Below are 23408 nucleotides of genomic sequence, written 5' to 3' on the forward strand. Positions count from 1 at the left end.
GTGGCCGGGACGGCCGGGAGCGGGGCGTCGTCGAGCTGCCTGCGCCGGCCAGGGCCTGCCCCGCCACCTCAGGCCATTGGGTCCCAGCTGGGCAGCATGATGGGCTCGGTCTCCAGGGCGGCGCGGACCTCCTCGGGCAGGCGGCTCGCGCGCACCACGACCTCGAAGACGTACTCGTCGAACCAGGAGTCGCTCATCGTGTGGAAGCCCTTGTCCCCGAACTTGTCGCCCCAGGAGTTCTCCACCCGCCAGCGCCGTGGGGCGCCGTCGACCAGGTCGACGCCGGTCAGGCACATGGCGTGGGTGAGCGCAGACTCGCGCGCCACCAGCCGCTCGGCCTTTGTCATCGACAGGTCCACCCCGTACAGGCCCTCGTAGTCATGCAGGGCGGCGTCCCAGATCCCGGCCTTCTTGTCCCGCTGCTTGGCGACGTCGCAGGCGAACCACACCGGCTCGCCGTCTTGGATCGCGGCGATCGCGGCGGCCTTGAGCACCTCGAGCTCGGCGGTGACGTGATCCTGGACCGGTTCGCCCACCATGACGTCGCTGCGGCCCATGCCGTAGCGCGTGTTGACCGCGATCTCGGGGCGCGGGTCGTGGGCCACGACCACGAACTCCTCCACCCCGGTGACATAGCGCTGCGCGAACTGTCGCGGCGTGAGCGTCCCGACCCGGTGGAATTCCTTGTTCTTATCGCGGTACTGCCATACGAACTCCTCGGGCGGGGTCCCCAGGTGGATGCACAGCATCCGGTGAACCTGCTCCAGGGCCGTGCGCCGCAGCGGCTCAGGGTCGGCGCCGTCGGCCACCGCGGCCCGCAGTCGCAGGGCCGTGCGCCGCAGCAGCGTGGCCAGGTGCTCGTTCATCGCCTCGGAGTTACCGGCCGAGACTGTGTCCGGCATGGCGTAGGCCGGGACGATCCCGTACTTGGCCACCAGGCGCGCGAACTCCGGCCACCAGCCGCCGTCGGGAATGGGGGAGTACAGGGAGTCGACGACCTCGCGGTCATCCAGGGGGCGGTCTGCCTCGGCGATGACGCGGGTGAGGAAGGCGTTGGCCTTCTCCAGCTTGTCGTAGAAGAAGGGGAAGGCCTGGCTCAGTTCCAGGGAGTCGAGCTCGAGCTCCTTGAGCATGGAGGCGCGCAGCACGTTGAGGCCGGCGAAGGCCCAGCAGCGCCCCGACTGCTTCTGGTCGGTGATCGAGGCGTCCGGGACGAGGTCGGACACGGAGGTGTCGATGGAGGTCACCGTGGTCCGGTCCAGGGAGACCTGCTCCACGTCCGTGGTGGCGACGGCGTTGCCGGCCAGGCGGGCGGCGGGGTCGGCGAGGAAGGCGGCATTGCGCTGGGCGACCCAGGAGGTGTCGATTGTCATGGGCAGAGGATAGATCGGGCGGAGCGCTCGCGTCGCCACCGGGCCGCCGGGCGCCGTCGCCGAACCGTCTGCCGGGTGACCCGGCGTCGGTAGGATCGCGGCATGACGCAGCCCTGCCAGCAGCATTCCGATCAGCAGTCCGACGCCGCTCACTCCGCCTCCCGCTGGGAGGAGCGCTACGCCTCGGTCGAGCAGCTCTGGTCGGGTCGCCCCAACGACTGGCTGCCGGAGCTCGCCACCGACTGGAGCCCCGGGACCGCCCTGGAGATCGGCTGCGGCGAGGGCGCCGACGTCCTGTGGCTGGCCGAGCGCGGCTGGCAGGTGGTCGGGCTGGACCTGTCCGCCACCGCCATCGGGCGCCTGACCGGGCAGGCCGAGCGGCTCGGGGTCGCCTCGCGCGTGACCGGCCGCGTGCACGACGCCGGAGACGGCCTGCCGGTCGGCCCCTTCGACCTGGTGACGAGCTTCTACGTCCACGGCGGCCACGAGCCGGGCTCTCTGGACCTCATGGCCCTCCTGTCCGACGCCGCCGCCCGCGTCGCCCCCGGCGGGCACCTGCTCACCGCGGTGCACGCCGTCAACCCGCCCTGGCACACCCACCACGCCCGCACCTACACGGCCGCCGAGCTCCTCGAGGGCCTGGCCGAGGCGACGGCCGGCTGGGAGGTCGTCGTCGGCGAGGAGCGGGACCGGCAGGCGACGGGGCCCGACGGCCAGGAGGGGCACCGGGCCGACGCCGTCGTGTGCCTGCGCAGGCCGCCGGCCTCGGTTTGATGGACGAGCCGTGGGAAGGGCCCTGAAGAAGTGCCGGAATATTCTGGGTATTCGCCGGAATGTGGTGCACACTACGTAGAAATGGCGGAATGGTGCCTATTTCTCAGCGTGTTCATAGGGGAATTCGGGGGGTCCGCTCAGGATCGGTGGGTTACATAGTTACTGCCGCCGGACGGAACCGGTCACGAGGGTTGGGGAGCCCGATGACTGGCAGGTCTCCGAGTCTGGAACGGGTCTTAGGGAGCCCGGACCGGACGTTCTGGTGAAGGAGGTCCTGCCTCCCCGGCCTTATGGGAAGCCGGGTAGCAGGAGGACCTCGCGAGGCTTGGGCCCGCGGTCCGGGAAACCGGACCGCGGGCCGAGTCCTTTCCTGAGCCCCTTACCGAGCGAGTGTGCGGCCGAGCTGGGTGGCTGAGGCCGGATATCAGTGGGGCCGGTGGGGGCCGGCCATCGATCAGCGCGATGAGCCCCTCTCTGCCTCCCGGCGTGTGGCCCACCAATTCTCGAGCATGAGTCTGCCCCAGGGGGTGGCGTCGTAGAAGAGCCATCTGTCATCGGGGCCGTCCATGGTCCAGAGCCTGTCCGCGCGGATGAGGTCGGTGCCCGTCGGGTCGCCGTCGTGGGGGTCGGGCTCATACGTGAACGGATTGCCCAGGAACAGGTCGATCATGTTGCTGGAAGCCAGCCAGGTCAGAATTGTGCGAGTCCGCTCGACGGCGGCCTCGGCGTCGAGGTGCTCCATGTCTCGCACGGTGTTGAAGGCCTCGATGCCGCTGGTCTCGCACTCTAGGCCCATGAAGAGGAGCTCCTCCGTTGTGGGATCCATGTGCGGGTCTCCTTCTCCGGGGGACGTCGCGGGTAAGTGCCGGTGTGGATCCTCCCATCTTGTCGCTGGTCGCGCGGCCGTGTGGTTCGCCGGGGGCCACAGGTGCCAGAGTGCAGGGCTGATCCACAGGGCTGCAAGCCGGCGCTGCGGCCGCCTTCAGGTCGCCCTACCGTCGAGTCATGTCTTTCTCACTGTCACGCTCCAGGGCGGACTACGACGCCGCTGTCACTCAGTTCCCCACCTCGGTCCCCGCCAGCTGGGTGGGGGCGGACTCCACCGCCTGCCAGACGGCGCTCACGAATGCCTCCGGGCTCCTGACCGCGCTGGCGACGCGCTATGACACGGCCGCCTCCAAGGTCGGTGTCGTTGAGTCTCGAAACTCATCGGTGGGAACGAGCTCATCATGAGCCCGGTTGCCATGGACGGAGACAGTCCGTACCCCGCCTGGAAGCAGAACCCCCACGCGACGGAGTCGCCGGCCTCCAAGGCGGCGCCCCCGAAGCCCAAGACTTCCCCGGCCCCGTACGCCGGGCCGGCTCCAGAGGATACCGGTCATAGCTGGACCATGTGGAGTGGGGGCCCTGCGGTGGTGGTGTCGGGCGGAACCGTCTCCGTGAACACGAGTGACCTTGACTCCCTGGCCAACAGCCTCACCTCGGCGGCCGGATCCCTGGATGATGCGCGATCACTCATTGCCAACGTGGTCACCGAAGTGAGTATGGCGCCGTCTCCGTCTCCACCTACAGCTCAATTCGGCCCTCTTACTTCGAACATTCTTGCCCCTCTAAGTGCAAAGTGGAAGGACATTAATGGTCAGTGCGTTCCTATGCCGAAGAATGAGGATCATTCTCCTATTGACAGCCTCATCCGAGATTGGGGTGATGTACGTGTCCATATCGGTTTCGATGTCGATCTGGAGAAGTCCGACGCTCTTCAGGCTCTGGATGCGTTGACCACCGGGCCGGGGTCGCTCGAGGCCGTCGCCGGTACGCTGCGCGGCATTGCCTCCGACGTCACCGCCTGCTCCCAGGCCCACACCCTGGCCGACGGGAAGGCCACTCCCGTCAATGGTCTGGTGGGACCCGTGGACGTGCGGGCCTTCGACTCCGGTCTCCTCAAGATGGCGCTGGGGTCCGTCGCAATCGCCTCTCAGTTCCCCACGATCGCAACTCTGCTGGCGTCCTCACCGGCGACGAGCTGGCTGCTCTATGAGCTGGTGAAGGACAACGAGGACGGGCAGGCCGCCGTCGAGGTCCTCCAGCTCCTGCTCAGTGACCCGACCACCGAGCAGTGGGTCAAGGAGGACCTCGTCAGGATCGTCCTGCTGACGCGCTGGCTGAAGAATGCCAAGACCGGGCGGGAGGCCGCCACGGTCCAGGCCTACCTCCAGCAGGTCTCCCAGCGTCTCGACCCCTGGGCGAAGCAGCGCCTGCCCGGGCAGGTCGCCGTCGGGACACAGACCGTCGACACCACGAGCCTCACGTCCATGCAACGCGTCGCCATGGTCCTGGGCGCGAACGCCGCCGCGATCGGGGCAGGGGTCTACGGCACCCAGAGCGGCGTCACGGTCACCCCCGTCGGCGGCACCGGATCGACCGTGCTGCCGCCCGCCGCCAAGGACCCCTTCGGGCTCGCCAGCGCCGTGAATCCCGGTATGACCGGCAAGGGCAAGGAGGCCAAGTCCCCGCAGAGCATCTCCGAGACCATCACCCACTGCCAGGAGGTGCAGTCCTCGAAGAACTCCCTGGGGCAGGGCTACGAGGAGGCCGGGGTCATCTCCATCCAGCGGGTCGAGCATGCCGACGGCCGAGTCTCCTGGGTCGTCTATGTCCCCGGCACCACGGACTGGACCTCCGGCGACGGCGAGCCGCAGGACCTGCTCACCAACCTCGAGGCCGTGGGTGGCACGCCCACGGCCATGGAGAGCGGCGTCGTCACCGCCATGCGCCAGGCCGGTATCCAACCGGGGGAGGAGGTCGCCCTCTACGGCCACTCCCAGGGCGGGATCACGGTCTCCAACATCGCCGCCGACCCCGCGATCCAGGGGCGTTACAACATCACCACGGTCCTCACCGCCGGCTCGCCCACCGCGGGAGCGGACATCCCCGACGACGTCCACGCCCTGCACCTGGAGAACACCGGTGACGCCGTCCCCGGGCTCGACGCCGCCCCCACACCCACCGGCCCCCACCGGCAGGTCGCGATGCTCGACACCCACCAGACGAGCACGAACGGCTACCCGCACGCCTCCTCCGCCTACGCCCAGGCCGCTGAGGGGCTGGAGGACAAGGCGCCCGAGCTGGCCGACTGGAACAAGTCCTTCTCGCGGGCTTCGGGCGCCGGCGAGCAGGGGACGACCACCACCGAGTACACCTTCGCGGTCCAGCGCAACACCGACCCCAACGGGATCTACAAGGGCGGCGCCACCTACCGGGGCAAGGTGCCCTCGGCGCAACCCTCCTACCCCCGGCCCACCCCGAGCCCGCAGTCGACGGGCGAGCACTAGGTGTGAGGTCATGACGGTGGTGACGTGTGCTGGGGCGCGGGTGGCGGCCTGCTCCGCGAGGCACTGGGCGACGCCGGGTGACGCTGGGCGACGCCGGCCGGCATCAGCTGAGCCGTCCGGTGCACCTCCGACGTCGTCGACCTCAGTCCTCGTGGCGCACGAGCATCGCGGCGATGATCGAGGAGATCACCGAGACGATGATTGAGCCGGCCACCGCCGAGCCGAAGGAGGCGACCTCCAGCCCCAGCGGCACCGAGCCGCCGGCGCCCAGTGCCGCGATGTGGTCGGTGAGCCAGCCCGTCAGCGAGAGCATCGCGCCGTTGACCACCAGGGCGAACAGCCCGAAGGTGATGATGTAGAGCGGGAAGGTCAGGAACTTCGCCACCGGTTTGATGAGCGAGTTCACCAGCGCCAGCACCAGGCCCAGAACCAGCAGGTTCAGCCACATGTGGGAGGTGCCCACACCCTCGGGCACACTCAGCCCGGACAGCAGGCGCGTAGCCAGCCACAGGCCGGCCGCGTTTCCGACGGTTCGTGCCACGATCTCCATGGGACCCATTGTGCCCGGGCAACCTGTGCCGGTGCCAAGATGGGGGCATGAATCCTGCAGCGACCCCAGTGCCCGGCGGCCCCAGTCCCGCGTCACCCGCCGGGGGCTCGGAGAGCGCCCCCTCGACGACTGTGCGCATCCGCCCCGACGTCGCCGCCCTGCCCGCCTACGTGCCCGGGGCCCGCCCCGACGCCGCCACGGCGGCGCAGATCGCCAAGCTCTCCTCCAACGAGCTGCCCTATCCGCCGCAGGACGCGGTCGTCGAGGCCATCACCCGCGCCGCCACCGGGGTCAACCGTTACCCCGAGATGACTGGGGAGAGCCTCACGCAGGCCCTCGCCCGCCGCTGGGGCGTGGAGGCCGAGCAGGTCGTCGTCGGCAATGGCTCGGTCGCCCTCATCCAGCACCTGCTCGACGCCGTCTGCGAGCCCGGCGACGAGGTCGTCATCCCCTGGCGCTCCTTCGAGGCCTACCCGATCTGCGTGGCGGTCGCCGGTGCCCGGGCCGTGCGCGTCCCGCTGACCCCCGATGCCCGCCACGACGTGCCCGCCATGCTGGCGGCCATCACTCCCCGCACCCGCGTGGTCATGGCCTGCACCCCCAACAACCCCACCGGGACGATCCTGACCGCCGAGGAGCTGGCCGAGCTCGTGGCCGGGGTGCCGCGCGACGTCGTCGTCCTCATCGACGAGGCCTACCTCGACTTCGTCACCGACCCGCGGGCCGGCGACGCCCTCACCCTCCTGGCCGGGGCCCCCAACCTTGTGGTCTCACGGACCTTCTCCAAGGCCCACGCCCTGGCCGGGATGCGCGTGGGCTACCTCGTGTGCGAGCCGGGCCTGGCCGCCGCCATCCGTTCGGTGACCACACCCTTCGGGGTCAACCTGCCCGCGCAGGCCGCCGCCACTGCGGCCCTGGGGGAGGGAGAGCTGGCCCGAACCGCCGAGCGCTCGGCCGCCGTCGCCGCCGAGCGGGACCGGGTCGTGGAGGCCCTACGTACCCAGGGCTGGCAGGTCCCCGAGGCTCAGGGCAACTTCTTCTGGCTTGGCGTGGGCGAGCAGACGACGACGCTGGCCGAGCACTTCCGCGGCGCCGGCATCCTCGTGCGGCCCTTCGCCGGTGAGGGCGTGCGGGTCTCGGTGGGGACGACGTCGGACAACGAGAGAGTCCTGGCCGCTGCGGCCGCCTGGCGCGCCGAGCACTGAGGCTCGCCGGAGCGGGTCCGCCGACAGGTTGGGGCGGGTGACGGCGTCGTCGCACGCCTGGTCACACTGAGATCGTCACCAGGAAGGCCACGCACATGAAGACCTCGACGATGCCCATCGTCCCCGGGCGCAGCGGGCGGTGGCGCGCACGCACCAGCTGCCACTGCCACAGCGGCATGACCAGCGACCGCACCGTCAGCACCACCCACAGGACGGCGTGCCCCCACGGCAGCATCCCCGACGACGCCAGCCACCACGTCACCACCGCCACCACCGCGTGCGCCGCCACCGTGCCGGCCAGCAGCGTGTAGTTGAAGCGCTCGCGGATCATCGACTTGATGTAGGGGACCGTCCCGCCGAAGTAGGCGGCCGTCAGCGCCGTGGCCAGCCACATCCAGGACCAGCCCGTCAGGGCGCCGCTGGGGGAGGCCCCCGGCAGTGGGGAACTCGGTGTCCCCAGGCCCAGGAAGCCGCCGTCGCCGCGCACCGCCAGGCTGTAGGTGACGGCCGCCATGAGGGAGGCGGCCGTCGTCGTCGACAGCCCCGAGAGCAGTGAGCGCTCGTGACCGCGCCACACCTGGTGCAACGCGATGGCGAACAGTGGCGCCAGAGGCACCGCCCACTGGATGAGGTAGGGCGCCACCAGCAGAGTGATGAGGGCCAGGGAGGCCGTCCAGCCGGTGTAGACCAGGAGCGGCAGCATGATGAGGGCGCGCTTGCGGGCCGAGCGGGTGCGCAGCCACTGCGACCAGGACCAGTAGGTGAGGTAGCCGCCCCACCAGGCGGGAAGGAACAGGAGGTTCACCCAGCTGAAGCCGCCCACCACCCAGCCGACGATCGGCGGCAGCACCAGCATCGACCAGGCCCCGTGCTGGTTGGGGACCCAGGCCTTGCGGCCGGGCTGGCGGCGGATCTGCTCCTGGGTGGGGGGCTTGGGGCGCGCGGTCTGCCGGGGCTTGCCTGTGGCCAGCATGATGTCGTCCTGCGGGCCGGGGCGGGACTGCTGAGAGGGGGCTCGGCGCAGCGCCGTGGTGCCGGAGGGCGCCGTGGTGGCTCCCGGCGGAGTCAGGGCCTGGTTGGTCGACGCGGCCTCCGGGCTCGTTGGGGAGCCCGCTGGCGCGGAGGATGCGGAAGGCGCGGGGGAGTCCGCCGATCCGGCGGCCGGCGTCGGGCGCGGGGGATCGGTGTGCGCGGAGGGGTGCTCGACGTGGTGCTTGGACGGCCTCGACGGGCGTGACTGGCTCACGCCCTCACCCTAATCGCTTGCCCCCAGAGCTGGCTGGGGACGTTCTCTTCCGGTCGGGGACGTTCTGCGCGTGCGGGGACGCTTTCTTCCGGCCGGGGGCATCCTGCGCGTTGGGGGACGGGATTGCTGTCCCCGACGGCGTCGAATGCCCCCGTCTGGGGCGGCGCGCACCCGGCCGCGCGGAATGTCCCCGTGGCTAGGTCGGTGCCCGGCTCGGCCGCGTCTTACCAGCGCACCCCGGTGGGGTGGATGCCGTGGCGGGCGAGCTCGCGCAGCATGGCGGGGGCGTCGGTTGGCCAGGCCTCCTCCCAGGTCCAGCGGGCGACGTCGTAACCGGCGCGGGTCAGGGCGAGCTCGCGGCGGCGCTCGTTGAGGACGGTGTCCTCGGCGTCCTTGCCGAAGCTGTTCTTGCGGTACTTGATGCGGCCGTCGAACTCGCCGACCACCTTGGTGCGGGGCCACAGGAAGTCGAGGCGGTAGGTGTGGTCGTCGATGTGGACCTCGTGCTGGAGGTCGGGGCGGGGCAGGGTGGCCTGCCACATGCGCACGCGGGAGAGGGACTCGCCGGGGGACTCGGAGCGGGCGTCGGACAGGTGGACGGCGGTGCGGGCGCTGCGGATGCCGCGGGCGCCGGTGGCCAGGTGGTCGACGGCGTCGTTCAGCTCGGCGCGGGTGCACAGGTGGGCGGCCAGGGCGGCGTCCATGGCGCAGACGCCCTGGGTGAGCCCGCCCCACCGGGCCAGGTCAACGACCGTGTCGGCGACGGACGAGGTGTGGGTGCCGGATGCGTTGAGCAGGTCGCTCAGGCCGGGGCGGCGGTGGCGTTGAAGCAGTGCTGTGCGCGCCCGGGCCTCGCTGAGGCGGAGGCACTGCACTCGGCCGGGGAGGCGGCCCACTAGGGGCAGCCCGAGCCATACGGCCGCTGATGGGCCGAGCAGGACGACGTCGCCGCGGGTCTTGACCATCGCGGCCCGGATGAGGGTCATGTGCCTCAGGTCCGGCCTGGCCTCCGCCCACTCCTGGGAGGGCACGTAGGTCCCCGGAGCGATGCGGGTGAGTCCCGGGCCCGCGAACAGACGGGATGCCCCGGTCATGACCGGGTCGGAGGTGAGGAGCAGCGGTAGCGATGGTGCTGGGCTGGGACTGTGTGCGAGGTCGGTGCGTTCGAGGATGGTGGCACTCATGTCTCCCATCGTGGGGCGAAGCGCGGGAGGAGGCGCCCGACGGCGTCAGCCCTGTGGAGGGGGCTTGCACCCGGCGACCTGTGGCATCCGGCGAGTCGCCATCTGCGGGGACTTTCCGCGCGTGTGGGGACACTGCGGTGGTGGGTGGGCCAGGTGGTGGTTGCGATGACGGCAGTGGTGGCCGGGGGCATCCTGCGCGCCCGGGGACGTCCGGCGCGCCCGGGGACGTTCCACTCCAGCCGGGGGCGTCTCACGCGTTCGGGGACATTTTCTTCCGGCCGGGGACGTCCTGCGCGCCCGGGGACAGGATTGCTGTCCCCGACGGCGTCGAATGGCCCCGTCTGGAACGAGACGCCCCCGGCCGCGTGGAATGTCCCCGTGGGGTAGTGCGGGGTAAGACGGCACCGCTCGGGTGAAGCTCCGAATGCTGCGGGATGCTCAGACCAGGGTGAGCCGCATCTGGTGCCAGGGCACGCCGCCGTGGTGGGAGGCGGACAGGCCCTCGTCGACGAAACCCAGGCGCGCGTAGAAGCCCACGAGGTCGTCGAGGCAGGTGAGCACCAGGCCCTGGCGGCCATGGACGCGCGTTGTCTCGATGACAGTGCGCAGCAGTCGGGTGGCCAGCCCCTGCCCTTGAGCCGCGGGAGCCGTGGCGACGCCGAGGATCATCTGCCAGGCCCCGTCGGGGTCGTGCATCGTGGGCGCCTCGTACATCTCGTCGCTCAGATCGCGCGCGTGGGTGCACGGTCCGTTGACCAGCGTCAGCAGCATGCCGCCCTCGTCCTCGATGAGCCAGAAGTGGTCGGCGTAGGTAGCCATCCGCTCGGCGATCGTTGTCGGGCTGGCGGCCTGCTCGGGTGGGAAGCAGATGGCCTCCAGGGCAGCGGCCATGGCCGCGTCCTGCGCCTGCTCCGCCCGGGCTGTCCGGGCCGTGCGGATGTGGAGGACGGGGGAGTCGGTGGTACCCATGACCATATTTTCACCAGTCGGTAGATCGACGTCGAGCATGCATTACCGTCTCCGCGCGTCCCGCCCCCGCGACCGGGGACGTCTTGCGCGTGTGGGGACACTTTCTTCCGGTCGGGGGCATCCTGCGCGCCCGGGGACGGGATTGCTGTCCCCGACGGCGTCGAATGCCCCCGGCCGTAACGACACGCACCCGTACGCGCAGAATGTCCCCGTGGGCAGGGCGGCGAGAGACAGGGTGGTGTGAGGCAGGGCAGGAGGCGGGCAGGTGCTGAGCCGGGCACTTCTCGCGTAGCCCGACAGAAATACTGTCGGGGCCTCGAGAAATGCCCGGCTCGGTGGGCAGGGAAGGTCAGCGCGCCGTCAGTCGCCCAGGGCCGCGGCGACCACCTTCTTGGCCTCCTCCTGCACCTGGGCCAGGTGGTCGGCCCCCTTGAAGGACTCGGCGTAGATCTTGTAGACGTCCTCCGTGCCCGAGGGGCGTGCGGCGAACCAGGCGTCCTCGGTGGTGACCTTGAGCCCGCCGATGGGGGCCCCGTTGCCGGGCGCGTCGACCAGCCGGGCGGTGATCTCCTCGCCGGCCAGCTCGGTGGCGGTCACGTCCTCGGCGGCCAGGGCGGCGAGCTTGGCCTTCTCCTCCTTGGAGGCGGCGGCGTCGATGCGTGCGTAGGCGCTGGCGCCGAAGCGCTCCACCTGCTCCTCGTGCAACTGGGAGGGGGACTTGCCGGTGACGGCGATGATCTCGCTGGCCAGGAGGGCCAGGATAATGCCGTCCTTGTCCGTGGTCCACACGGTGCCGTCCTTGCGCAGGAAGGACGCCCCCGCGCTCTCCTCGCCGCCGAAGCCGATCGAGCCGTCGAGCAGCCCGGGCACGAAGTGCTTGAAGCCCACCGGCACCTCGATGAGAGTGCGCCCGATCGCGGCCGCCACCCGGTCGATGAGGCTGGAGGAGACCAGGGTCTTCCCGACGGCGGCGTCGGCGGGCCAGCCGGGCCGGTGGGTGAAGAGGTACTCGATGGCCACGGCCAGGAAGTGGTTGGGATTCATCAGCCCGCCGTCGGGGGTGACGATGCCGTGGCGGTCGGAGTCGGCGTCGTTCCCGGTGGCGACGTCGTAGGGGGTCTTACCCTCGGCGTCGGGCGTCATCGTCGAGCGCAGCGAGGCCATAGCGTTGGGGGAGGAGCAGTCCATGCGGATCTTGCCATCCCAGTCCAGGGTCATGAAGTGCCAGGCCGGGTCCACCTCGGGGTTGACCACCGTGAGCTCCAGGCCGTAGCGCTCACCGATCGCGCCCCAGTAGTCCACCGAGGCGCCGCCCAGCGGGTCGGCCCCGATGCGCACGCCGGCCTTGCGGATCGCCTCGAGGTCGATGACGCTCTCCAGGTCGGTGACGTAGGTCTCCAGGTAGTCGTGCTTGATGATGTGGGGGCCGTCGAGGGCCTCAGCGACCGGGACCCGCGGGACGTCCTGCCACCCGGAGGCGAGCAGCTCGTTGGCGCGGTTGGCGATCCACGTCGTGGCCTCGGAGCCGGCCGGGCCGCCGGTGGGCGGGTTGTACTTGAAGCCGCCGTCGCGTGGCGGGTTGTGGGAGGGGGTCACCACGATGCCGTCGGCCAGGCCGGGGCCGCTCGTGCGCACCCCCGCCTCGGTCCCGGCGCCGTTGGCCAGGAGGATGGAGTGTGAGACGGCCGGGGTGGGCGTGTAGGCACCCCGGGCGTCGACGGCGGTGGTCACCCCGGCCCCGGTGAGCACCTCGACGGCGGTGCGCCAGGCGGGCTCGGACAGGGCGTGCGTGTCGCGGCCCAGGTAGAGGGTGCCGTCGGTGCCCTGGGAGCGGCGGTACTCCACGATGGCCGCGGTTGTGGCCACGATGTGGGCCTCGTTGAAGGCGGTGTCCAGAGAGGAGCCGCGGTGCCCGGAGGTACCGAAGACGACCTTCTGAGCCGGGACGGCGGGGTCGGGGACGAGGTCGTAGTAGGCGGAGACGACCTCGTCGACGTCGATGAGGTCTTCGGGCTGTGCTGGCTGTCCTGCGCGTGCGTGCATGGGCACAGTGTGTCACGTGCCACTGGCCGGATCAGCCCGTTTCGCTGTGCGAAACACTGGCCGTTCCGAGGCCGGGACGCGGTGATCGGCGGGGCTCTATGTCCGACGACGACGGCGTTGTGGGAGGGCTCGCCGCGAGGGCCGCCATGGAAGTGCCGTAGGTCCCGGGCGGCGGGGCGGGCGCGGCCAGTCGGGGCCATGCGGCTGCCCGTGCTGCCGACCGGCGGGCTGGAGGTGGTGGGTTGGAGGCGGGTGGCCAGCGGTGGGCGCGAGGCCCGATGGGTGAGACCCGGTGCCCCTACACCTACACCGGCAGCCACTCCAGGATGTCGATGTTCGCACGATCCGCCAGCCACAGCTCGGCCCGCCTGACCCGGTTGCCCATGATGAGCAGCGAGCCGCGCACCGTGTGCGGCACGTTCCTGAACAACGTGTAGGTGTCTCCGCCGGCGTCGACCCCGATACGGTCCTGGCCCAGCAGGTGCAGGCGCGTGACCGGGCGGGTCGGGTCGGCGGTCAGCGCCTGCCACGCCTCAGCCGGTATCCCCTGCGGCAGGAGGCCGGCCATGTCACTGGCGTACTCGCCGGGCTCCTGACCCACCGGAGCGATGACGACGTCGAGGTGATGGTCCCCGGAGAGCATGGGCAGCCGGTCCGTCTGATCGGTGTCCACGCACAGGCGGGTCCACCCCATGGCGCCCCGGGCATGCTCCTGCTCCGAGACGCCGATCCAGTGCAGTGAGCCGGTAGCCGATCCGTGGTCGGTGACGGCGCGCACGTCACGCTTGATGACCCGGTAGGAGGCGTTGCGCATGAGATTGGGGAGGCGGCGGCCGTGGACGTGGATGAGCTCGGCGACATCAAGGTCGGGCGCGCCGGTGGCGCCAGTGGTCTCGGCTGCGAATCCGCGGCTCTTGAGCTGCTTGCGCTCGCGGCCTCCCAGTCGAAGGCCGGTGCGCAGGAAGTCGGCGCCCATGAGGAGGCTCCTGGCGCTGCGCGTGTGAGGACGGGCGGCGAAGGCGGTGGCGAGGGTCCGGGCGAAGGCGGTGCCCGTGATCTGTGGCCCGGCGTCGACGTCGATCGGGGCTCCGTCATCCTTCGCCGGCCGGGACAGGCCGGGCAGGCCTGGAAGCCGGTCGACGCCGAGGCGCTGGGAGGTCTGGGCGGCCGCGCCGGCCGCGGCCCGGGACACCGTGTCCGCGGCCTTGGCGGCGCCGGAAGCGGCCTGTCCGGCGAGGCCACGGGCCCGGGCGGTCAGGTCGTCGCGCGAGGGGATGGAGGGCAGCTTCACGGCAGTCCTTCGATAGGAGCGAAGCGGGGTGCGCCGACCCCGATGCGGTCGACCACCCCGAGTCTAGGAAGCGGGCGATGCGAAAGGCATGGGTAGTCTGGCCCGGGCGTCGGCGCCACTGCGCTGCCACCCGGGCCGCCACTCCGCCCGCCGGGAACGCGGCCGAACCCCAGCGTCCAGCAGGAACGAGGAACCCATGACCGTCAGCCGTATCGCCACGACCAACGCCCCCGCCGCCGTCGGCCCCTACTCCCAGGGCGTCTCCACCGGTCAGGGGGCCGGCTCGCTCGTCTTCGTCTCCGGGCAGGTGCCGCTCGACCCGGCCACCGGCGCGCTCGTCGAGGGAGACATCCAGGCCCAGGCCGAGCAGGTCCTCAAGAACGTGGGCGCCATCCTGGCCGAGGCCGGGCTCGGATACGACGACGTCGTCAAGACCACGGTCCTGCTCGCCGACATCGCCGACTTCGCCGCCGTCAACGAGGTCTACGCCCGCTACTTCACCGGCGAGACCCTCCCGGCCCGAGCCGCCTTCGGGGTGGCCGCCCTGCCGCTGGGGGCCGGCGTCGAGATCGAGGCCATCGCCGCCCGGTCCTGAGCCGCCCGGTCCTGAGCCGGTCCGATCGAGAGCCGTCCCCGAAGCCACGCCGGCACTCGCGCAACCGGCGCTGGTCGTACGGGTGCGAACCGGGGCCGGCTGCATCCGATGGGGCGCCGCCCCCACCAGCACGGGGTGTCTGACCCTGCCGGTGGGGCGACCCGTTCACTAGGCTCTTTCCCGGTTCCACGTCCACGGGGTGTCCTCTCGTCGAGGGCGCCCCGTGTTGCTCTCCCCATGGCAGACGGCGTGACCGCGGGTAAGGATGAGGCACGGCCGGCGGCCGCAGAGTCACCAGCCGGCCAGGACCCACGTCGAGGTTTCATGAGAGGAAGACGATGCCGCCCACGCGCCTTCCCCTCGTCATCCGCCTCGGAGGGATCCGCTCGCTGCTGTCCTTCTGCATCATCATGACTGTGGGCCTGGCGGCCGTGCTCTCACCGGTGGCCGTAGCGGCGTGGGCGCCCTCGCTCGCCGCCCTCACGCTCCTGCCGGCCCTGCTGGGCGCCAGCGGGATCGCCTACTACCTGTGGCGCGGTCTGTCCGCACGGCGCATGTTCGAGCAGGCGCTGCGGCACTACGCGCAGGTCACCGACGACTACGAGGTCACCGAGCTCCATGCCCGTCTCATCCCTGAAGGCGAGACCCGCGGCGCCCACGTCATGGCCCACTACCGCTGGTTCCGCGACGAGTACGAGAGCCTGACCCGCTCCTGGCAGGACCTCGGCAGCCCCCGGGGCGCCCAGTGGTTCGAACCGGGAGTGTTCCAGCGGGTCCGTGAGATCAAGCGACGCTCGGCCGCGCTGGAGTCGACCGACGACATCATCGCCAGCAATGCCGCATTCCTGAGCCTGTCCTCCAACTGGGAGAGGCTCTGGCGCCAGGAGCAGCAGCCGGTTCTTCATGAGCTCGACCTGCTCCTGAGCCAGTGCCAGTGGATCGACTCCTACGCGTTCACTCCCCGCGGCACGGTGGAGGTGCGCGAGCTGGTGCGGGCCCACCACCAGCGCCTCAGCGAGATGACCGCGGAGCTGTCGGCCGGCTTGCTGCAGCCCTCGGCGGCGCTTGACGAGCTTGCCTGGATGGCGGCCGATGCTCGCCGGGCGGGGCATGGCCTGTCGCTCAGTGCGGCCGGTGCGGAGCCTGCCCTCAGCAGCTCTCTCGGTTCTCTCGACGGCGAAGCCTCCGCCCGTCCGGGTACCCACGCCCTGCCGGACGTCGTCGGACCCGGAAGGAACGCCGGCTACTGGAACCCGGTCAGCTCTGGTGCCAATGGGAGAGCCGTCGTGCCTGTCGGCCACGCCGGTCCGCGACGGCTCCTGAATGCCGGTGCGGGATATCTCGGGGACGGGACCTTCCCGGGATGCTGACGTCGGCACACCTCACACGCCACGCTCACGTCAGAGGAAGGAAGTGCTGATGAGGCACATGAAACGGTCCGGCATCGTCGGGCTCGGTGGAATCTGGTCGGTGACGGCCTTCGTCGCCAATGTGGTGGTGAGCCTGGCCCTCATCGCCGTGCTGCCGATCATGGTCATCTGGCCCTTCGGGGGGAGCCATCACCCCAGCGTGGAGATCCATGACGAGGCCGGGGTGCTCCAGAGCGAGCCACTGGCCAAGGAGATCCGGGCGATGCGCTTCCGTCAGGACGTCCACGTCGCCGTGCTCACAGTCCCGGGTTGGGACGTCGACAATCTTAACGACTCGGTGCTGGAGTACGCCCGCTTGCACCAGGGCGACACCGACGTCCCGTGGATCTCGACGTCGAACCCCAACTACTGGAGCGACGGCCTGGTGATCCTGGCGGTCGCCCCGGAGGCGCGCAAGGTCGGCTGCTACTTCGGTGAGGATGTCGCGGTCCCCTTGGAGCAGCAGGCCGCCATCCAGAACGCCGCCAAGGAACAGTACCGCCGGGCCGACTGGTACGGGGGCACTCTCTCCATGGCGGCCAAGACCGCCGACGTCATCGGTCGGCCCGGCGGTGGCGACGTGGGCACGACCTACGTCCTGCCCGGAATCTCGGCACTCGTGGGCCTCATCTGGCTCTGGTGGTACCTGTGGCGCGGTTTCGCGGCGCGACGCCGGGCGCGCGAGGCGCTGCGCCACTACTCGCAGGTCACCCACGACTACGAGACCACCGAGCTCCTGGCCGGTACGATCCCCGAGGATGAGCCGCACGGTGCCCAGGTCATGGCCCGCTACCGGTGGTTCCGTGAGGAGTATGAGAAGGTCACCCGCTCCTGGCAGGACTTCGGCAACCCCTACCGCACCCAGTGGTTCGGCATGTCGGTGCTGAGACGGGCCACCGAGCTGGAGAAGCGTTCCGAGCTCCTGGACTCGCTCGACGACGTCATCGCCAACACCGCCACCTTCCTGAGCCTGTCGCCCGGCTGGGATCGCGTCTGGAGCAACGAGCAGGGGCCGGTCCTGGAGGACCTGCAGTCGTTGCGGAGACTGTGCCATCAGGTCGACAGCTCCGACGCCGCCGAGAACGGTTCGATCGCTGAGCGCGCCAAGCAGGAGCGGGACTGGGTCCGCTCCCGTAAGCAGCGCTTGGACGACATGACCGCCGGGCTGGAGGACGGTTCGCTCCAGCCCTCGGCTGCGCTGGACGAGCTCGACGAGATCGCCAGTGAGACGAAGACGAAGGCCTCCCGGCTCGCCCGCGAGGCCATTGACGCCGACACCTCCAGCTACGCCGACGAGCGCCGTCGTCGCTACGACGACTCGGTCTCGTCCACGGATGCCGCCTACGCCGGCTACTGGTACCTGGGCGGGGGACACGGCAGCTACAACCCGCACTCGACGATCCGCCTCAACCCCTCGTCTCCGGCCATCTCTGCCATCGGCTCATCCGGCTCGTCCAGCTCGGGCGTCGGTGCCGGCGGGTCCTTCAGTTCCTTCACCCCGGTCTCCGACCTGGTGGTGGGATACAGCTCGGCCTCCTCCTACACGCCGTCGAGCAGCTCCGGCTCCGGGTCCAGCTTCTCGGGAAGCAGCTTCTCCGGCGGCTACAGCGGTGGTGGCGGCTTCTCCGGTTCCGGCTCCTCCTCGAGCTTCTGAGCCGGTGCGGGCGGGCCCTGTCGATACTGCCTCTGCCCGCCTCCGGGGCCGCCCGGCCCCCGCTAGGATCGGCACTGAAAACGTTCGGTCAGTAGGGATTCAGGAGGGAAGTGGGGCTCGGATGGAGCAGCTGGGGCAGAACCCCGCCACACGCTCGGGCGGAACCCGTTCAGTGGTGGCCTTCACCGCCATCATGGTCCTGGGCCTGACCATGGTCCTCTCGCCGCTGATCGTATGGCTCTGGCCATCGAAGAAGGAGGCGGTGGCCACCTACCGGCCCACGATCGAGGTCCAGGACGAGGCCGGCGTGCTTGACAGCGCAGCACTGAGCGACAAGCTCAAGAACCTTGAGTTCCGCAAGCAGGTCCACCTGGCTGTCCTGACAGTGCCGGGTGAGGACGTCTCCAACCTCGACGACGCTGTGCTGGAGTATGCCCGTTCGCATGCGAGCGACACTGATGTTCCGTGGGTCTCGACGTCGAACCCCAAGTACTGGAGTGACGGCCTGGTGATCCTGGCGGTCGCCCCCGACTCGCGCAAGGTGGGCTGCTACTTCGGTGAGGACGTCAAGGTGATGAGCAGCCAGGAGGACGCCATCCAGGAAGCCGCTAAGTCCCAGTTCCGGGAGAAGGACTGGGACGGGGGTCTGGTCTCCATGGGGAAGAAGTCCACGAAGTACGTCGGTAAGCCTCGCAGCGACCTGAGAGCCTTCCTCCTGCAGGTGTCCTTCCCGGTCGCCGGGATCGGTGCCGCCGGTATCGGTGTCTACCTGTGGCGAGGACTCATGGCCCGCCGTCGGGCCGGTGAGGCGCTGCGCCACTACACGCAGGTCGCTCACGACTACAGGGCCACTGAACGGCACGCCCAGCGAATCCCCACTGAGGAGCCCCACGGGGCGCAGGTCATGGCCCGCTACCGCTGGTTCCGCGACGAGTACGAGAACCTGACCCGGTCATGGCAAGACTTCGGCAGCCCCCGAGGCACCCAGTGGTTCGGTCTCTCCATGCTCCGCAGGGCGACCGACTTGCGAAGACGATCGGCCGCGCTGGACACGCTTGACGACGTCGTCGCCAACACCGCAACCTTCCTCAACCAGGACCGTGGCTGGGAGCAGGCCTGGTACAACGAGCAGGGGCCGGCCCTGGAGGACCTCCAGGCGCTCCTCACCTTGTGCCACAAGATCGACTCCTCCGGCAGGCTGCCGGTCAACACGATGGGTACGCGGGAGAAGGTTCGCTGGTTTCATGAGCGCCTCTACCACATGACCATGGACCTCTCGGCGGGCAGGCTCCAGCCGTCTCAGGCCCTCGACGAGCTCGACCGGATCGCCGACGCCACCCATGGGGAGGCCGACGGCCTGGCCCGCTACGCCATCGACGTCGATACCTCGCGGTACGCCGATGAGCGCCGTCGCCGTTTCAACAGCTACCGCGGCTCCGGTCGGTACGCCGCCTACAGCGGCGCCTGGTCCCTGGGCGGCGGCTACGGCAGGTACGACCCCCATGCCACGATCCGCGTCAACTCGGCGTCGCCGGCGATCGCCGGCCTCACTGGCTTCGACAATGCGGCCTTCCGTTCCTTCGTCCCGGTCTCGTCCCTGGTGATGGGCTACAGCGCGGCGTCAACCTTCACCCCGGGCGGCGGATCCTCGGGAGGGGGTGGCTTCTCCGGGGGTGGCGGCGGATTCTCCGGGGCGGGCTCCTCCTCGAGCTTCTGAGCCGGGTTTTGCGCCGGTCCACTGGTCCGCAACGACGAACTGAATACATTTGGTCTAGAGCGGTCGATTGATGCTGCTAACCTCAACCTGCCGAGAGCGGAGGTGGTACGTCGTTCGAGGTTGGCTCGGTTATTAACAAGGAATGTCACATGAAGCAATCTGCGATCATCCGCCTTGGAGGTCTTCGAGCGGTCGCAATGTTCGTGATGAATATTGCCGGAGCGTTGATCGCGATCCTGCTTCTGCCGGCGGTGCTCCTCTACCCCTCCGCATCTGGGCATCGTCCCGATGTGGTCGTCCGCGATGAGGCCGGCATCTATCACGAGCAGACTCTTCGCCGCGGTCTGGAGGCGCAGCACTACGATCGTGAGGTTCGTATCGTTGTGCTCTCGGTCCCCGGGGCCGGTATCGGCAACATTGACGAGGAGACCGTCAAGTACGCTGGCGACAGTACGCAGGGCTCCCCCTGGTTCCAGGGAACCGGAGTCGATAGTCCGGTGAATGGAACGATCCTCTTCGTCGTGGCGCCCGAGTCGCGGTGGGTGCGTTGTTATGCGGCGAAGGACTTGCAGCTGTCTGCCGACAAGCGGGAGGCGATCGAGAACGCCGCGGGAAGCCACTACGCCCAGAACGACTGGGATGGCGGAGCCGTGGCGATGGGGCAGCAGCTGGCGACATACATCGGTTCAGACAGTGGGAACAGCGCGATGATGCGGGTGGCCGGAGCGGTCCTCGCCTTCATGGCGGGAAGCGGATGGCTCGCCTTCTACATATGGCGGGGCGTCACGGCCCGGCGCCTTGGCAGGGCTGCCCACAAGAAGATGATGCAGGTCGTCTACGACTATGATCTCACCGAGCTGCAGGCGGGAACCCTGCCGGAGGGGTCCCGCCAGAGTCGGGATGTTGGTTCCGACTACCGACGATTCCAGGACGAGTATGACACCGTCAGTCGAGCATGGAAGGACTTCGGGGAGCCGCGCGGTGCTCAATGGTTCGGTCGCGGTATTCGTGCTCAGGCCGCTCGTCTCGCTGAGAGGACGGCCAGTTTGATCGAGCTCGACGCCGCTGTGAATACCGGCGCCGCGACTCGGGTGGACACGATCCAGAATCCTGGGGGTGCTGCTCTGTGAAGAAGCCGCCAACAGTCTCTGAGCTCGGTGGGTTACGAGCGATCCTCGGGTATGTAGGTAATCTCCTTATTGGTGTAGCACTTGTGGTCGCGCCATTCATTATCAACGGCGGACAATCCCCCTTCTATCCTGCGAAACAATTTCACCCGACAGTGGAGATCCATGATGAGGCCGGAATTCTTCATCGGGACCAGGTCAAGTCGGAGCTTGAGAAGCTCACCTTCCGGCAGGCGACCCATGTGGTGGTCGTGAACCTCCCCAATTCTAAAGTTGAAAGCCTTCAGGAGGAAGTGCGGAACTACGCTCGCACCCACCCCACGGATGTCCCATGGATCTCGTGGGAGGACTCAGGGCGCTGGGCCGATAACGTGATGATCGTCGCTCAAGCGCCACATACTGACTATGATGATGTGCTGGCAGGACAGGGGAGGAACTTCTTTTACGGGCCGAATCTGGAGATTGACTCGGACGGCCAAAGTGCGGTGTGGTACTCGATTCAAAAGTATTTGACCCAGAGTGACCGTGACGAGGATGCGCTCGTGGTCACTGCCGTGAGAACTGCCTCCTCCTATATCGGCTGGCACCTGGGTTTTACCAGGATGTTCAGGGTCACCGCACTGTTCTTGATCTTCATGGCTGCTGCCAACCTCTGGTTTCGATACTATCTGACGAGAGGAAGAATAGCGCGCTCGGGCATTGAGGAGGCTCGGCAGGCCTACGAGCGGCTCGTTGGCCGGCGTGCCGATATGAGTGCGTTCATGTCGCTCATTCCTGTTGACGAGCCGTACGGGGTTCAGGTTCTTGCCAGGTATATGGTGCTTCAGAAGCACTATCGTCGACTTGAGCGATCATGGAGTGCGTTGGGGACTCCTGTAGGACTTCAGTGGTACGGACTGAGAGTGGGGAATAAAGCAGCCTATGTCAAAGCCTACTCAATGCAATTGGATGCCGTTCAGCAGGCGGTCATCAACTGTGCCCGACTGTTGTCTCTGACCGAGTTCTGGCGAGACGCGTGGCAGAACGAGTGCGATGCGGTGTTCGCAGATATGCAGGCAGTCAAGCGGTTCGGCGCATCAGGCGGGCGCGCGTATGACTCAAAGCTCACGAGTGCAATGCAGCAGGTGGCCTCCCTGCGTTCGATGGTCGACGGCCTTGAAGGCAGGCTGTCTCAAGGTCAGATAAGGCCTGCGGAGGGGCTCGATGTTCTGGGTCGCGTGGTTTCGGAACTGAGGCAGGTCGCGGAACGCTTTGTCGATGGGGTGTTTGCCGGAATGTCGAGGGGTGAGAGGAGGAGGTGTCGTCGCCGGTACAAGAAGTACATGAATTCGTGGAGCAGCAGCCCGCGCTCGAAGATCTCCATGATGCTGGGTGGTGCTCAAATCGGGCGTGACGGGCAAGATGCTCCTGACGTCGAGGGGCTGAAGTCCGCTGACCGGTGGGGAGGAGTGTCGCGAATGTCAAGCACTGTGCGTATGCTCACGAGGTCGCCCGCGGTTGATGAGGTCGCGGTAACGACTGAGGGCGTGGGTGCACTGTCCGTGAGTATCCCAGTGATGGATGTGTACAACGCCTACCGGTATGCCCTGCTATTTAGGGATCCCTGGTGGAAGCGTGAACCCAGCAAGAAGCGGAAGTGGGCAATACGATGGTCTTAGGGAGAACTGTTCCGGAGCGTCAGCGGCGCAACACCTCCGATGTCATCACGTTTGTTGCAAATATTGCGCTATGTGCGCTGATGATCTCTGCGCTTCCACTCGCGATTCTCGGTCCGTTCCGGCAAGGCCATGCCCCCACCGTCAATGTTCGCGACGAAGCCGGCATCTTCGACTCCCGGGCTCTTCAGCGTGATCTGCAGAGTCTGAGATTCCGGCAAGACATTCGTTTTGAAGTCGTATCGCTGACGGGGTGGGGTATCAACAACCTGGATGCGGCTACCGCGAACTACGCCGAGAACATCTTCGACTACCGGCAGGACTTTCGAGCCTCGGGCGGAGGTCGCTGGAAAGAAGGAGTGGTTGTCATTGCGGTGGCCCCTCACGCGCACCAGATGGCCTTCTACCCCGGCGCAGACGTGTCACTGGAGCGATCCGAGCAGGTCGCCATCCAGGACGCGGCGGCGTCACGTTTCGCCGCTCAGGACTGGAACGGCGGTGTCGTGGCGATGGGACGTCAAGCCGAGACCTACCTGGGTCCCTACGGTATGACGGTCTCGGGCATCGGCGTTGTCGGTGCAGGGGTGCTGTGCGCGGCAGGAGTGGTCAGGCTCGTCATCTACTGTCGGAGAGGGCTCAGTGCCCGTCGTCGAGCAAGAGCAGCCGCCCGCTCTTACGCACAGGTGACCTACGACTACGACTCAACCGCCCTACGCGTGGGAACGCTCGAGCCCGGTTCACCGGAGTCACATCAGCTCGCACAGCGCTACCAGCGCTTCGAGGCCGAGTATGACGACGTCGCACGCGCCTGGAACAGATTCGGTGAACCTCGAGGCATCGACTGGTTCAGCAAGAGCGTTCAACACGAGGCCCTGGAGCTCGAGCGGCGCTCCGCAGCCCTTGATGACGGCGACGATGTCATCGTGGACACCGTGTCCATGCTGACGATGTCCCCGACCTGGGAGCAGGTCTGGGGCAAGCTGCAGGAACCGGTTCTTGAGCGCCTGAGATCAGTCACCCGGATGGTGCGATCCGCAAGCCGCCGCCGGTCCGGGCTCCAGGTCGAGGCTGTCCAGAACTGGGTCGGCCACCAGAATCGGAGGCTGGGAGAGCTGACCAACAGCCTGGATCAAGGCGAGATTTCTCCGGCTGCCGCGCTGGCTGAGCTGGATCGGATCTCTCGCCTCGTGGCCGCCGTGGAAACGGCGGTGGCACGACGTCGTGATGCGGTCGCCAATGCCGCTGCCGCGACGTCGACGGCAACCGCGGTGCGGGTGTAGGCGG

General features: G+C 68.6%; 19 protein-coding genes. 11 read left to right on the top strand and 8 right to left on the bottom strand.

Translation table 11 applies throughout. The annotated features are described in order from the left end of the window. Window positions 1–68 precede the first annotated feature (68 nt). Window positions 69–1373, bottom strand: a complete 1305-nt coding sequence (locus tag JJJ14_RS00555; protein WP_201444384.1) for an aminopeptidase C — start codon at window positions 1371–1373, stop codon at window positions 69–71. Between the two features lie 102 nt (window positions 1374–1475). On the opposite strand from JJJ14_RS00555, the gene JJJ14_RS00560 reads away from it, so the two are divergent. Further along, window positions 1476–2147, top strand: coding sequence for a class I SAM-dependent methyltransferase (locus JJJ14_RS00560; protein WP_201444385.1), 672 nt, complete (start codon window positions 1476–1478; stop codon window positions 2145–2147). A 454-nt stretch (window positions 2148–2601) separates the two neighbouring features. Here the strand turns inward: JJJ14_RS00560 and JJJ14_RS00565 are convergent, their stop codons facing one another. Next, entirely contained in the window at window positions 2602–2973 is a 372-nt protein-coding gene (locus tag JJJ14_RS00565) for a hypothetical protein (RefSeq protein ID WP_201444386.1), read from the bottom strand. Between the two features lie 179 nt (window positions 2974–3152). Here JJJ14_RS00565 and JJJ14_RS00570 point away from each other — a divergent pair, with 179 nt between their 5' ends. Together JJJ14_RS00570 and JJJ14_RS00575 are read left to right on the top strand one after the other, a co-directional pair. Continuing rightward, the gene (locus tag JJJ14_RS00570; protein ID WP_201444387.1) at window positions 3153–3380 is read left to right on the top strand and encodes a hypothetical protein; all 228 of its coding nucleotides are present in this window, start codon (window positions 3153–3155) and stop codon (window positions 3378–3380) included. Window positions 3381–3538: 158 nt separating this feature from the next. Beyond that, window positions 3539–5479 (top strand): hypothetical protein, encoded by a 1941-nt coding sequence (locus JJJ14_RS00575; RefSeq protein WP_236592955.1) that lies wholly within the window; start codon window positions 3539–3541, stop codon window positions 5477–5479. Between the two features lie 142 nt (window positions 5480–5621). Here the strand turns inward: JJJ14_RS00575 and JJJ14_RS00580 are convergent, their stop codons facing one another. Beyond that, window positions 5622–6029: a phage holin family protein gene (locus tag JJJ14_RS00580; protein ID WP_101559048.1), complete on the bottom strand. Its 408-nt coding sequence runs from the start codon at window positions 6027–6029 to the stop codon at window positions 5622–5624. Between the two features lie 47 nt (window positions 6030–6076). Between JJJ14_RS00580 and hisC the strand changes: the two genes are divergently transcribed. Beyond that, window positions 6077–7234, top strand: a complete 1158-nt coding sequence (hisC, locus tag JJJ14_RS00585; protein ID WP_201444389.1) for a histidinol-phosphate transaminase — start codon at window positions 6077–6079, stop codon at window positions 7232–7234. Window positions 7235–7295: 61 nt separating this feature from the next. On the opposite strand, the gene JJJ14_RS00590 is transcribed toward hisC, so the two are convergent. From JJJ14_RS00590 to JJJ14_RS00610, 5 genes are all read right to left on the bottom strand, one after another. Next, window positions 7296–8480, bottom strand: coding sequence for a YwiC-like family protein (locus JJJ14_RS00590; RefSeq protein WP_201444390.1), 1185 nt, complete (start codon window positions 8478–8480; stop codon window positions 7296–7298). A 224-nt stretch (window positions 8481–8704) separates the two neighbouring features. After that, window positions 8705–9664, bottom strand: a complete 960-nt coding sequence (locus JJJ14_RS00595) for an endonuclease domain-containing protein (RefSeq protein ID WP_236592859.1) — start codon at window positions 9662–9664, stop codon at window positions 8705–8707. A 438-nt stretch (window positions 9665–10102) separates the two neighbouring features. Next, the gene (locus JJJ14_RS00600; RefSeq protein ID WP_236592860.1) at window positions 10103–10633 is read right to left on the bottom strand and encodes a GNAT family N-acetyltransferase; all 531 of its coding nucleotides are present in this window, start codon (window positions 10631–10633) and stop codon (window positions 10103–10105) included. Between the two features lie 360 nt (window positions 10634–10993). Continuing rightward, the gene (gene pgm / locus JJJ14_RS00605; RefSeq protein WP_201444393.1) at window positions 10994–12676 is read right to left on the bottom strand and encodes a phosphoglucomutase (alpha-D-glucose-1,6-bisphosphate-dependent); all 1683 of its coding nucleotides are present in this window, start codon (window positions 12674–12676) and stop codon (window positions 10994–10996) included. 304 nt (window positions 12677–12980) lie between these two features. Then, a complete protein-coding gene (locus tag JJJ14_RS00610; RefSeq protein WP_201444394.1) occupies window positions 12981–13967 on the bottom strand; it encodes a hypothetical protein in 987 nt (328 codons plus the stop codon). 196 nt (window positions 13968–14163) lie between these two features. On the opposite strand from JJJ14_RS00610, the gene JJJ14_RS00615 reads away from it, so the two are divergent. The 7 genes from JJJ14_RS00615 (at window position 14164) to JJJ14_RS00645 (ending at window position 23404) form a co-directional block, all read left to right on the top strand. After that, window positions 14164–14562, top strand: coding sequence for a RidA family protein (locus tag JJJ14_RS00615; protein WP_003788269.1), 399 nt, complete (start codon window positions 14164–14166; stop codon window positions 14560–14562). A 338-nt stretch (window positions 14563–14900) separates the two neighbouring features. Next, window positions 14901–15932: a DUF5129 domain-containing protein gene (locus JJJ14_RS00620; protein WP_201444395.1), complete on the top strand. Its 1032-nt coding sequence runs from the start codon at window positions 14901–14903 to the stop codon at window positions 15930–15932. A gap of 49 nt (window positions 15933–15981) precedes the next feature. Then, a complete protein-coding gene (locus JJJ14_RS00625) occupies window positions 15982–17625 on the top strand; it encodes a DUF5129 domain-containing protein (RefSeq protein WP_201444396.1) in 1644 nt (547 codons plus the stop codon). A 121-nt stretch (window positions 17626–17746) separates the two neighbouring features. Continuing rightward, window positions 17747–19342, top strand: a complete 1596-nt coding sequence (locus tag JJJ14_RS00630) for a DUF5129 domain-containing protein (protein WP_201444397.1) — start codon at window positions 17747–17749, stop codon at window positions 19340–19342. A gap of 149 nt (window positions 19343–19491) precedes the next feature. Beyond that, window positions 19492–20472: a DUF5129 domain-containing protein gene (locus JJJ14_RS00635; protein ID WP_201444398.1), complete on the top strand. Its 981-nt coding sequence runs from the start codon at window positions 19492–19494 to the stop codon at window positions 20470–20472. Further along, window positions 20469–22127 carry a DUF5129 domain-containing protein gene (locus tag JJJ14_RS00640; RefSeq protein WP_201444399.1) on the top strand — a complete coding sequence of 553 codons (1659 nt, stop codon included), beginning with the start codon at window positions 20469–20471 and terminating at the stop codon, window positions 22125–22127. The genes JJJ14_RS00635 and JJJ14_RS00640 overlap by 4 nt, the downstream gene beginning before the upstream one ends. Then, complete coding sequence (locus JJJ14_RS00645; RefSeq protein WP_201444400.1) at window positions 22106–23404, top strand: DUF5129 domain-containing protein; 1299 nt, start codon at window positions 22106–22108, stop codon at window positions 23402–23404. The genes JJJ14_RS00640 and JJJ14_RS00645 overlap by 22 nt, the downstream gene beginning before the upstream one ends. The last annotated feature ends 4 nt before the right edge of the window (window positions 23405–23408 follow it).

This window comes from Actinomyces sp. HMT 175 (assembly GCF_016694895.1).
Lineage (GTDB): Bacteria > Actinomycetota > Actinomycetes > Actinomycetales > Actinomycetaceae > Actinomyces > Actinomyces oris.

Coding starts and splice junctions, on each gene's coding strand:
- JJJ14_RS00555 (WP_201444384.1), bottom strand. CDS start 1,373: ATGACAATCGACACCTCCTGGGTCGCCCAGCGCAATGCCGCCTTCCTC.
- JJJ14_RS00560 (WP_201444385.1), top strand. CDS start 1,476: ATGACGCAGCCCTGCCAGCAGCATTCCGATCAGCAGTCCGACGCCGCT.
- JJJ14_RS00565 (WP_201444386.1), bottom strand. CDS start 2,973: ATGGATCCCACAACGGAGGAGCTCCTCTTCATGGGCCTAGAGTGCGAG.
- JJJ14_RS00570 (WP_201444387.1), top strand. CDS start 3,153: ATGTCTTTCTCACTGTCACGCTCCAGGGCGGACTACGACGCCGCTGTC.
- JJJ14_RS00575 (WP_236592955.1), top strand. CDS start 3,539: ATGTGGAGTGGGGGCCCTGCGGTGGTGGTGTCGGGCGGAACCGTCTCC.
- JJJ14_RS00580 (WP_101559048.1), bottom strand. CDS start 6,029: ATGGAGATCGTGGCACGAACCGTCGGAAACGCGGCCGGCCTGTGGCTG.
- hisC (WP_201444389.1), top strand. CDS start 6,077: ATGAATCCTGCAGCGACCCCAGTGCCCGGCGGCCCCAGTCCCGCGTCA.
- JJJ14_RS00595 (WP_236592859.1), bottom strand. CDS start 9,664: ATGAGTGCCACCATCCTCGAACGCACCGACCTCGCACACAGTCCCAGC.
- JJJ14_RS00600 (WP_236592860.1), bottom strand. CDS start 10,633: ATGGGTACCACCGACTCCCCCGTCCTCCACATCCGCACGGCCCGGACA.
- pgm (WP_201444393.1), bottom strand. CDS start 12,676: ATGCACGCACGCGCAGGACAGCCAGCACAGCCCGAAGACCTCATCGAC.
- JJJ14_RS00615 (WP_003788269.1), top strand. CDS start 14,164: ATGACCGTCAGCCGTATCGCCACGACCAACGCCCCCGCCGCCGTCGGC.
- JJJ14_RS00620 (WP_201444395.1), top strand. CDS start 14,901: ATGCCGCCCACGCGCCTTCCCCTCGTCATCCGCCTCGGAGGGATCCGC.
- JJJ14_RS00625 (WP_201444396.1), top strand. CDS start 15,982: ATGAGGCACATGAAACGGTCCGGCATCGTCGGGCTCGGTGGAATCTGG.
- JJJ14_RS00630 (WP_201444397.1), top strand. CDS start 17,747: ATGGAGCAGCTGGGGCAGAACCCCGCCACACGCTCGGGCGGAACCCGT.
- JJJ14_RS00635 (WP_201444398.1), top strand. CDS start 19,492: ATGAAGCAATCTGCGATCATCCGCCTTGGAGGTCTTCGAGCGGTCGCA.